10 protein-coding genes are annotated in these 8,951 nt (G+C 76.3%); 4 read left to right on the top strand and 6 right to left on the bottom strand.

Annotation, left to right across the window (positions count from 1 at the left end; all coding sequences use genetic code 11):
- The first annotated feature begins 163 nt into the window (after positions 1 to 163).
- The 4 genes from NWP10_RS09025 to NWP10_RS09010 are packed head-to-tail and all read left to right on the top strand — an operon-like array spanning position 164 to position 3,901.
- The gene (locus tag NWP10_RS09025) at positions 164 to 1,342 is read left to right on the top strand and encodes an alcohol dehydrogenase catalytic domain-containing protein (RefSeq protein ID WP_258300667.1); all 1,179 of its coding nucleotides are present in this window, start codon (positions 164 to 166) and stop codon (positions 1,340 to 1,342) included.
- Positions 1,339 to 2,370 (top strand): NAD-dependent epimerase/dehydratase family protein, encoded by a 1,032-nt coding sequence (locus NWP10_RS09020; protein ID WP_258300666.1) that lies wholly within the window; start codon positions 1,339 to 1,341, stop codon positions 2,368 to 2,370. The genes NWP10_RS09025 and NWP10_RS09020 overlap by 4 nt, the downstream gene beginning before the upstream one ends.
- Positions 2,371 to 2,375: 5 nt before the next feature.
- Entirely contained in the window at positions 2,376 to 2,870 is a 495-nt protein-coding gene (locus NWP10_RS09015) for an ABC transporter substrate-binding protein (protein WP_258300665.1), read from the top strand.
- Entirely contained in the window at positions 2,867 to 3,901 is a 1,035-nt protein-coding gene (locus NWP10_RS09010; protein WP_258300664.1) for a cation diffusion facilitator family transporter, read from the top strand. The genes NWP10_RS09015 and NWP10_RS09010 overlap by 4 nt, the downstream gene beginning before the upstream one ends.
- Before the next feature lie 56 nt (positions 3,902 to 3,957).
- Here the strand turns inward: NWP10_RS09010 and NWP10_RS09005 are convergent, their stop codons facing one another.
- The 6 genes from NWP10_RS09005 to alr all read right to left on the bottom strand — a co-directional run bounded on the left by NWP10_RS09005 (position 3,958) and on the right by alr (position 8,815).
- Entirely contained in the window at positions 3,958 to 4,518 is a 561-nt protein-coding gene (locus NWP10_RS09005) for a hypothetical protein (protein ID WP_017488619.1), read from the bottom strand.
- A 72-nt stretch (positions 4,519 to 4,590) separates the two neighbouring features.
- The gene (tsaD, locus tag NWP10_RS09000; protein WP_049160281.1) at positions 4,591 to 5,682 is read right to left on the bottom strand and encodes a tRNA (adenosine(37)-N6)-threonylcarbamoyltransferase complex transferase subunit TsaD; all 1,092 of its coding nucleotides are present in this window, start codon (positions 5,680 to 5,682) and stop codon (positions 4,591 to 4,593) included.
- Positions 5,683 to 5,708: 26 nt separating this feature from the next.
- Positions 5,709 to 6,209, bottom strand: coding sequence for a GNAT family N-acetyltransferase (locus tag NWP10_RS08995; RefSeq protein ID WP_375162479.1), 501 nt, complete (start codon positions 6,207 to 6,209; stop codon positions 5,709 to 5,711).
- 83 nt (positions 6,210 to 6,292) lie between these two features.
- Positions 6,293 to 6,964, bottom strand: a complete 672-nt coding sequence (gene tsaB, locus NWP10_RS08990; RefSeq protein ID WP_258300662.1) for a tRNA (adenosine(37)-N6)-threonylcarbamoyltransferase complex dimerization subunit type 1 TsaB — start codon at positions 6,962 to 6,964, stop codon at positions 6,293 to 6,295.
- Between the two features lie 10 nt (positions 6,965 to 6,974).
- Entirely contained in the window at positions 6,975 to 7,601 is a 627-nt protein-coding gene (gene tsaE / locus NWP10_RS08985; RefSeq protein ID WP_258300661.1) for a tRNA (adenosine(37)-N6)-threonylcarbamoyltransferase complex ATPase subunit type 1 TsaE, read from the bottom strand.
- Positions 7,598 to 8,815, bottom strand: coding sequence for an alanine racemase (gene alr, locus NWP10_RS08980; RefSeq protein ID WP_258300660.1), 1,218 nt, complete (start codon positions 8,813 to 8,815; stop codon positions 7,598 to 7,600). The genes tsaE and alr overlap by 4 nt, the downstream gene beginning before the upstream one ends.
- Between the last annotated feature and the right edge of the window lie 136 nt (positions 8,816 to 8,951).

Raw genomic sequence — 8,951 nt, 5'->3', positions numbered from 1 at the left:
GTGCTCGACGCCGCCGCCCGCACCCGCGAGTCCCTGGGGCGCGTGGGCGGCTGACGGCGCGGCCCCCACCCGCCCGGCCCGGCGTCGCCCCAGGTCAGGCCGCGGTGCCCGACCGCGCCCCCACGCTTCCCCCCACCGCTCGGGCGGGGCTACGGTCTCACCCATGCGAGCACTCACCTGGCAGGGAAAGCGTCACGTCGCCGTCGAGGACGTCCCGGATCCGCGGATCCAGGAGCCCACGGACGCGATCGTCGAGATCACCTCCACCGGCATCTGCGGATCGGACCTGCACCTCTACGAGGTGCTGGGCCCCTTCATGGACGCCGGGGACGTGATCGGCCACGAGCCGATGGGCATCGTGCGGGAGGTCGGCGCCGAGGTCACCCACATCAAGCCGGGCGACCGCGTGGTCGTCCCGTTCAACATCGCCTGCGGTCGCTGCTGGATGTGCGAGCGCGGCCTGCAGTCCCAGTGCGAGACCACCCAGGTCCGGGAGCAGGGCTCCGGTGCGGCGCTGCTGGGCTACTCCCGCCTCTACGGCTCCGTGCCCGGCGGGCAGGCGGAGTACCTGCGCGTCCCGCACGCGGACTACGGGCCGGTGAAGGTGCCGCACACCGGGCCGGACGAGCAGTGGCTGTTCCTCTCGGACGTGGTGCCCACCGCGTGGCAGGGCGTGAAGTACGCGCAGGTCCCGCGCGGCGGCACCCTCGCCGTGATCGGCCTCGGTCCCATCGGGCAGCTGGCGGCGCGCATCGGCGTGCACCAGGGCCTGCGCGTGATCGGCGTGGACCCGGTGCCCGAGCGGCGGGCGATGGCCGCCCGGCACGGCGTCGAGGTCCTGGACTCCTCCGACGGCGGCGTGGCCGAGCTGCTGCGCGAGCGCACGCAGGGCCGCGGCCCGGACGGCGTCGTGGACGCCGTGGGCATGGAGGCGCACGGCTCCCCCGTGGCGAAGGCGGCGCACACCGTGGTCGGCCTGCTGCCCGACGCGCTCGGGCGCGCGGCCATGAAGACCGCCGGCGTGGACCGGCTCGACGCCCTACACACGGCGATCGACGCCGTCCGCCGCGGCGGCACCGTCTCCCTCTCCGGCGTCTACGGCGGCATGCAGTCCCCGATGCCCCTGCTGACGATGTTCGACAAGCAGGTCACCCTGGCCATGGGCCAGTGCAACGTGCGCCGGTGGGTCGACGACCTGCTGCCGCTGCTGGACGACCCCTCCGACCCGCTGGGCGTGCTGGACCTGACCACGCACACCGCTCCCCTCGAGGACGCCCCGGCCCTGTACGAGACGTTCCAGAAGAAGGAGGACGGCTGCATCAAGGTGGTCCTGAAGCCGTGAGGATCGTCGTCCTGGGCGCCACCGGCAACGTCGGCACCGCCCTGCTGGAGCGCCTCCACGCCGCCGACGAGGTGACCTCGATCGTCGGGGTGAGCCGCCGCGGCCCGGACCGGGCCGGGGCGCCCTACGACGGCGTCGAGTGGCACCGCCTGGACGTCGCGGAGCCCACGGCGGCGGGGCGGCTGAGCGAGATCGTCGCCGGCGCCGACGCCGTCGTCGACCTGGTGTGGGTGATCCGCCCCAACCGCGACCGCGACCACCTGCGCGCCGTCAATGTGGCCGGCAACGAGCGGGTGTTCCGGGCCGTCGCCGAGGCGCGCGTGCCCCACCTGGTCTACGCGTCCTCGGTGGGCGCGTACGGGCCCGGGCCGAAGGGCCGCGCCGTGCCCGAGTCCCACCCCGCCACCGGGGTCCCCACCTCGCACTACGCCGCGCAGAAGGCGGAGGTCGAGTCGATCCTCGACCGCGTGCAGGCCGAGCACCCCGAGATGCTCGTGACCCGGCTGCGCCCGGGGCTGATCTTCCAGGCCGGCGCCGGGCCCGAGATCAAGGACTACTTCCTGGGCGACCTCGTCCCCGCCCGGCTCGCCGCGCGCCTGCGCACCCCGCTGCTGCCGTTCCCGCGGGGCCTGCGATTCCAGGCGCTCACGGCCCAGGACGTGGCGGACGCGTACTGGCGCGTGATCGCCCACCGGGCGGGCGGGGCCTTCAATGTGGCCGCCGAACCCGTGCTGGACGCGCACACCATGGGCACCGTCCTCGGGGCGCGTCGCATCCTGGAGCTGCCCGTGGGCCTGTTCCGAGCGGCCGCGGCGCTGACCTACCGGGCACGGCTGCAGCCCACCGACCCGGGGTGGGTGGACATGGCGGCGGCGGTGCCCATCATGGACACCACGGCCCTGCGCGCCGCGACCGGCTGGTCCGAGACCACCGACGCCCGGGAGGCGGTCCGCCTCGTGCTCGACCATCTCGACGGCGCCGAAGGCCTCGGCAACGCCGGGCACCGCTCGCACTCGCCCACGGAATGAGGTCGATGACCATCACCCGCCGGGCTGCCCTGACGGGCCTGCTCGGGGGCGCCGTCCTCGGGTTCACCGCCTGCACCTCCTCCGGCTATCCTGCCGACCCGGACGGCACCCTGGACCGCGTCACTGGAGGGGTGCTGCGCGCCGGCGTCGTGCATCACCCGCCCCACGTGGACGCCTCGGGCGCCGAGCCCGTCGGCCCCGAGCCCGACCTGATCCGCTCCTTCGCGGCGGCGCACGACGCACGCGTCGCCTGGACGGTCTCCGGCGAGGAGGCGCTCATGACCGCCCTGGAGAAGGGCGACGTGGACCTCGTGGCCGGCGGGCTGACCTCCGACTCGCCCTGGACGACCCACGCGAGCCTCACTCGCGACTACGCCGAGGCCGCCGGCCCGGACGGCGAGCCCGTGAAGCTCGTGATGGCCGTGCCCCCGGGCGAGAACCAGATGCTCGCCGCCCTCGAGGCCCACCTCGACGCCCAGGCCCGGGAGGCCGGCCGATGACGCACCACGCCTCGACGACTCACCGCTCCCCCGGCGGCCGACGCTTCGGCGCGACCGAGCTGCCGCCGGAGATCGAGCGCGCCCTGCGACGGGCGGTGCGTCTGGAATGGGCCACGCTGGCGGTCCTGGCCGTCACCATCGCCCTGGTGGCCGTGGTGATGGGCTCCTCGCAAGCCATGCGCGCGGCCTGGATCGAGGACCTGCTCTCGCTGGTCCCGCCGATCGCGTTCCTCGTGGCCGTGCGCGTGACGCGGCGGCATCCCACCCGGGCCCGCCCGTACGGCTCGCACCGATCCGTGGGCGTCGGCCACCTGGTGGCCGCCGTCGCGCTGTCCGTGATGGGCGTGATCCTGGTGGCCGACTCCGCCCTGGGCCTGGTCACGGGCGAGCACCCGCCCATCGGCACGCTCGACCTCTTCGGGCACACCGTGTGGCAGGGCTGGTTCATGATGGCCGTCATGGCCCTGTCCGTGCCCGGACCCATGATCCTCGGCCACAAGAAGCTCAAGCTCGCCGAGCAGCTGCACGACCGCGTGCTCTACGCGGACGCGGACATGAACAAGGCGGACTGGCAGACGGGCGTCGCCACCATCGTCGGCGTGGCCGGCATCGGCCTGGGCTGGTGGTGGGCGGACTCCGCGGCCGCGCTCTTCGTGGGCGTCAGCATCGTCCTGGACGGCTGGCGGAACCTGCGGGAGGCGGTGGGCAACCTCGCCGACCGGCGGGCCACCACCATCGACGGCGACCGCCCGCACCCGCTGATCGACCGCGCCGAGCGCGTGGCCTGGGCGCAGCCCTGGGTGCGTCACGCGGGCGCCCGGGTCCGGGACGAGGGGCACGTGCTCCACGTCGAGATGTTCGTGGTGCCCCACGAGGGCGCCGGCGCCACGGTGGGCCGTTGCGCCCAGTTGCGCGAGGAGATCGTCGCGCTGGACTGGAAGCTCGAGGACGTCGTCGTGGTCCCGGTGGCGCAGCTGCCCGCCGAGGTCCACGGCGGCGCCTCGGGGGACGAGCAGTCCGGCGAGGAGTGAGGGGCCGCGGCCCCGCCGGCCGCGTCGACGCGCGGCGGCGGGGTCGGCGGCCCGGCTCAGCGCAGGAAGCGCCCGAGAAGGGTGTCCTCGGCGATGCGCTGCACGGCGCGCTGCTGGTCCTGGGCCCGCTCGTACAACGCGGCCATCTCCCCGGCGTCGAGGACGGGCTCGTGCGGGGCGAGGGCCTCCAGGACGTGCCACATGGCGGCCTTGGCCTGGAGCATGCCCTGCAGCAGGTCCAGCTCCACCTGCGTCCAGCCCGAGCCGCGGGAGCGCATCAGGTTCACGGGGTTCACGCGCCCGGCCGCCTCGGCCGCCACACCGGCGGCCTTCACCGGGACGGGCGTGGTGAGGCCCAGCTCGCGGATCAGGGCCTCGAGGCGCTCCTGGTCCTGCTCGACGTCGTCGCCCAGGCGGGTGAGGTCGGCGCCCTGCGGGGTGTCGTCCCAGGTCTGGGCGGCGGCCCGGAAGGCCTTCACGCCGGAGCGGGAGCCCAGCAGGTGCTGATTGAGGAAGTCCTCCAGCATCTCGCGGTCCACGCCGGAGGCCTGCGGATCGGCGCCCGGGGCGGGGGTCGAGGCGGAATGCGGGTCCGGGGTCGGCTGCGCGGTGGTCATGTCCGCTTGTCTACGGCGCGGCGGCCCGGCCCGCAAGGACTCGCCCCCGCCTGGATCAGACGCCCGCCGGGATCAGACGCTGACGACCTCGACCGGCTGCCCCGGGTCCGCGCCGAACCACGCGTCGGAGGGGGCGACGCCGTCGCGCACCAGGCGTGCGCCGAGCGCGGCGACCATCGCCCCGTTGTCGGTGCACAGGTTCACGGGCGGGACGGTCAGCTCGATGCCCGCGGAGCGGCACCGGTCGGCGAGCAGGGCGCGCAGGCGCGAGTTCGCCGCGACGCCGCCGCCGAGCATCAGGTGGGTGAGCCCGTGCTCCCGGCAGGCGCGGACGGCCTTGGCGGTGATCACGTCCGCAACGGCCTCCTGGAAGGAGGCGGCGATGTCCGCGCGCGGCACCTCGAGCCCGCGGGCCTCGAACTGCTCCACGGCGCGCGAGACGGCGGTCTTCAGCCCGGAGAAGGACCAGTCGTGCCGGTGCGGGCCGGGCTCCTCGGCGCTGCCGACGAACTTGCCCGCGGTGAGTCCGCGCGGGAAGCGGAAGGCCGTCGGGTCGCCCTGGGCGGCGAGCCGGTCGATCACGGGGCCCCCGGGGTAGCCCGCCCCGATGAGCCGGGCGACCTTGTCGTACGCCTCGCCGGCCGCGTCGTCGATGGTCGAACCCAGCAGCTCGACCTCGGAGCTGATGCGGCCCACGCGCAGGATCTCGGTGTGCCCGCCGGAGACGAGCAGCGCGCCCAGGTCCGCGGGCAGGTCGTCCCACTGCGCGGGCCGCACGCCGTCCAGCATGCCGACGCCCACGTGCGCCACGAGGTGGTTGATGCCGTAGAGGGGCGTGCCGAGGGCCGTGGCCAGCGCCTTGGCCCCCGCCACCCCCACCATGAGCGCGCCCGCCAGACCCGGGCCGGAGGTGACGGCGATCGCGTCGAGGTCCGCGAGGGTGACGTCGGCGGTGTCCAGGGCGCGGCGGATCGTGGGCACGAGGGCCTCGAGGTGGGCGCGGGCGGCGATCTCCGGGATCACGCCGCCGAAGCGCACGTGCTCCTCGACGGAGGAGGCGACCTCGTGGGCCAGCAGGGCGGTGCCGCGGACGACGCCGACGCCGGTCTCGTCGCAGGAGGACTCGATGCCGAGCACGAGGGGGGCTGCGGTGGCGGTGGGCATGGGCTCCAGTCTAGTGAGCGGCCCGGTCACAGGGCCTTGCGCATGATCACGGCGTCCTCGCCGCCCGGGTAGTAGCGGCGGCGCACGTGCAGCTCCTCGAATCCGTGGCGCGCGTAGAGCCGCCGGGCGGCGGCGTTGGAGGCCCGGACCTCGAGCATCAGGGCGGACGCGCCCCGGGCGGCGGCCTCGGCGGCCATCCAGCGCAGCTGGGCCGCCCCGATCCCCCGGCCCTGGGCGGCCGCGACGGTGCCCACGGTCTGCACGTCGGCGACGTCCCCGGCCACCATGATCCCGCCGTAGCCGACGATCTCGCCGGGGGCGGGGCCGTCGTCGTCCGCGGCGCCGGGCGCGGGCACGTCGCGGACGACCACGCGGTAGTCCCGGGTGGGCGGGCGGCCGTGCGCGTCCCGTCCGCCGGCGGGGCCGGTCTGGGCGAGCTCCTCCTCGTAGAAGTGCGCGGGCCAGGCGTCGAGCGGGAAGAGCGTGGCCTCATGGGCGAGCACCTCGGGGATGTCCCACACAGTCATGGGGCGCAGCAGATACCCGGGCGGCAGCCCGTGCCCGTCCTCGGCGGGGCGCCCGTCACCATCCGGGGTCGGCTCGGCCGGGCTCACGCGCCCGCCCGCTTGCGGGGGCCGGGGACCTTGGCGTCGGACTCGCGCAGGTAGAGCGGCTCGGCGGGCACGAGGCCGCGGCCGCGCCGCAGGGCGAGCTCGGCCACCTGCCCCACCCCGACGGCGGACGGCGTGGCCGTCTCCCAGCCCGGCACCGCGCGCAGCGCCTCCGGGTAGAGCCCGGCCCCCGCGCCGTAGACGGGCAGCGGAGTGACCTCGTCCGCGGGCGAGACGAAGGGACCGTGCAACAGGGTCGGCTGCCCGCCGACCTGCGCGTAGTGGGCCCAGTAGACCTCGCGCCGGCGGGCGTCCGTGGCGACCACGAACTCCTCGATCCCGTGGCGGAAGGCGTCGACGCCGGCCGCGTGGGCGAGGGCGTCGAGGCTGCGGACCCCGTGCACGGGCACGTCCCACGCCAGGCCGAGGGCGGCCGCCGTCGCCAGGCCCGCGCGCAGTCCCGTGAAGGGTCCGGGGCCGGCGCCGACCGCGAGCGCGTCCAGCGCGGTGCCGGTGACGCCGGCCTCGCCGAGCACGGTCTGCACCGCGGGGGCGAGCACCTCGGCGTGGGCGTGGGTGTCGTCCGTGGCCCAGCGTGCGAGCTCCTCACCGTCCCGCAGGACGGCGACGGAGGCGGCGGCGGAGGAGTCGATCGCGAGGAGCAGGGCCATGGCCGCCAGTCTACGGAAGCACGACGCCGGCCCAGCGGGGGCCGTATCCGGTCACGACGGCGGAGCGCAGCTCCTCGGCCTGCTCGCCGTCCTCGTCCGAGAAGTCGGTGACGATCCCGCCGTCGTCCTCCCCCGGCCCCGCGGGCGCCGGGTCCTCGCCGCCGCGGGCGCGGACGATCTCCACGTCCAGCCACGAGGCGTCCGGGTCCTCCGGGAAGCCGGCGAGGGACTCGGCCAGGCCGCGCCCCCACTCGACCACGGTGACCGAGCGGTCCACGGTGGCGTCCAGGTCCAGGTCCGTCAGCTCCCCGGCCGAGCGCAGCCGGTACGCGTCCACGTGCACGATGTCCGGGGTGCCCGCCGGGGCGTCCGCGGGGGCCGGGTGCACGCGGGAGAGCACGAAGGTGGGCGAGACCACGCCGGAGTGCACGCCGAACCCGCTGGCGAGCCCCTGCGTGAAGGTCGTCTTCCCGGCGCCGAGGTCCCCAGTGAGGATCAGGACATCGCCCGGGCGCAGCAGGGCCGCGAGCGCGGCGCCGAACGCGCGGGTGCCGGCCGCGCCGTCCAGGGGCACGCGGGCGAGGAGGGTGGGCTCCGGCAGGGCCGGGTCCGGGGCGGGGGGCTCGTGGCGGCTCATGCGCGTGCCTCCTGGGCGTCGGGGGCCTCGCCGCCCTGGTGCGCGCGGTCCACGCGCGCGCCGATGCGGGTGACGAGCTCGTAGTTGATGGTGCCGGCGGCGGCGGCCCATTCGTCGGCGGGGATGCCCGAGGCGGGGCCGAACAGCTCGACGGCGTCGCCCGGGCGGTCGCGGGCGTCCGGGCCGAGGTCCACGACGAACTGGTCCATGGCGATGCGCCCCACCACGGGGACGGTCCGCCCGCCCACGTGGACGCGGGCGCCCTCGGCGATCCGCGGGACGCCGTCGGCGTAGCCCAGCGGCACGAGCCCCAGCGTGGTGGGGGCCGGGGCCACGTGGCGGAAGCCGTAGGAGACCCCCTGCCCGGCCGGCACCGGCTTCACGTTGGCCAGCGTGGTCCCCAGGGACATGGCCGGGCGCAGGCCCAGGCCCGCGGCGTCCACGCCCTCGAACGGGGAGAGCCCGTAGAGGCCCAGGCCCACGCGCACCATGTCCAGGTGGGTGTCCGGCCGGGACAGGGTGGCGGGGGTGTTGGCCAGGTGGCGCAGCAGCGGGCGGCCCAGCGCCGCGGCGGCCGCGGCGGCGGCCTCCTCGAAGCGGCGCAGCTGGGCCGTGGTCTCCTCGGCCCGCTCCGGGTCGTCGGCGACGCCCAGGTGGGAGAACACGCCCTCGACCGTCACGAGGCCCTCGGCCTCGTGCCGCGCGGCCCGCTCGAGGAGCTCCCCCCACTGCGCGGGGGCGCAGCCGTGGCGGCCCAGCCCCGTGTCCGCCTTGAGGTGCACGCGGGCGCGCACCGGGCCGGAGTCCGCCGTGCCGGGCGCCGGGCGCAGGGCGCGCACGGCGGCGGCGACGGCGTCGAGGTCCCAGCCCGAGACGCCGAGGGTCACGTCCGCCTCGAGCGCGGCGGCGAAGTCGGTGCCGACGGTGTGGAGCCAGGCGAGGATCGGCAGGCGCAGGCCCGCGCCGCGCAGCTCGAGGGCCTCGCGCACGTGGGCGACACCGAGCCGGTCGGCGCCGGCGGCCTGCGCGGCGCGGGCCACGGCCACGGCACCGTGGCCGTAGCCGTCGGCCTTCACCACGGCGGTGAGCAGCGGGCGGGTGCCGTCCTGACGGACGGTGCGGGCGCGCACGGCGGCCACGTTGTGCCGCACCGCGGCCAGGTCGATGCGCGCGGTCCGCTCGGCGGGTCCGGCGCTCCTGTCCTGCTGGGTCATCCTCGCGTCCTTCCGTTCTCGTCCCCGGCCCACCACAGGCGCGCGGTGACCGCACCCAGGGCCGCCGGCAGCGTCCTCGTGGTGAGCCGTCCGGCCCGCGCCTGCTCGGCGCCGGCCCGGGCGTGCAGCCAGGCGG

Origin of the sequence: Micrococcus sp. HG099 (assembly GCF_024723355.1) — a bacterium.
GTDB lineage: Bacteria > Actinomycetota > Actinomycetes > Actinomycetales > Micrococcaceae > Micrococcus > Micrococcus endophyticus.
This window is presented reverse-complemented; position numbering and strand designations above follow the sequence as displayed.

Bases quoted from the DNA above. Each gene is read 5' to 3' on its own strand.
- tsaB (WP_258300662.1), bottom strand. From the start codon at position 6,964: ATGGCCCTGCTCCTCGCGATCGACTCCTCCGCCGCCGCCTCCGTCGCC.
- NWP10_RS09010 (WP_258300664.1), top strand. From the start codon at position 2,867: ATGACGCACCACGCCTCGACGACTCACCGCTCCCCCGGCGGCCGACGC.
- NWP10_RS09025 (WP_258300667.1), top strand. From the start codon at position 164: ATGCGAGCACTCACCTGGCAGGGAAAGCGTCACGTCGCCGTCGAGGAC.
- NWP10_RS09015 (WP_258300665.1), top strand. From the start codon at position 2,376: ATGACCATCACCCGCCGGGCTGCCCTGACGGGCCTGCTCGGGGGCGCC.
- NWP10_RS08995 (WP_375162479.1), bottom strand. From the start codon at position 6,209: ATGACTGTGTGGGACATCCCCGAGGTGCTCGCCCATGAGGCCACGCTC.
- NWP10_RS09005 (WP_017488619.1), bottom strand. From the start codon at position 4,518: ATGACCACCGCGCAGCCGACCCCGGACCCGCATTCCGCCTCGACCCCC.
- tsaE (WP_258300661.1), bottom strand. From the start codon at position 7,601: ATGAGCCGCCACGAGCCCCCCGCCCCGGACCCGGCCCTGCCGGAGCCC.
- alr (WP_258300660.1), bottom strand. From the start codon at position 8,815: ATGACCCAGCAGGACAGGAGCGCCGGACCCGCCGAGCGGACCGCGCGC.
- tsaD (WP_049160281.1), bottom strand. From the start codon at position 5,682: ATGCCCACCGCCACCGCAGCCCCCCTCGTGCTCGGCATCGAGTCCTCC.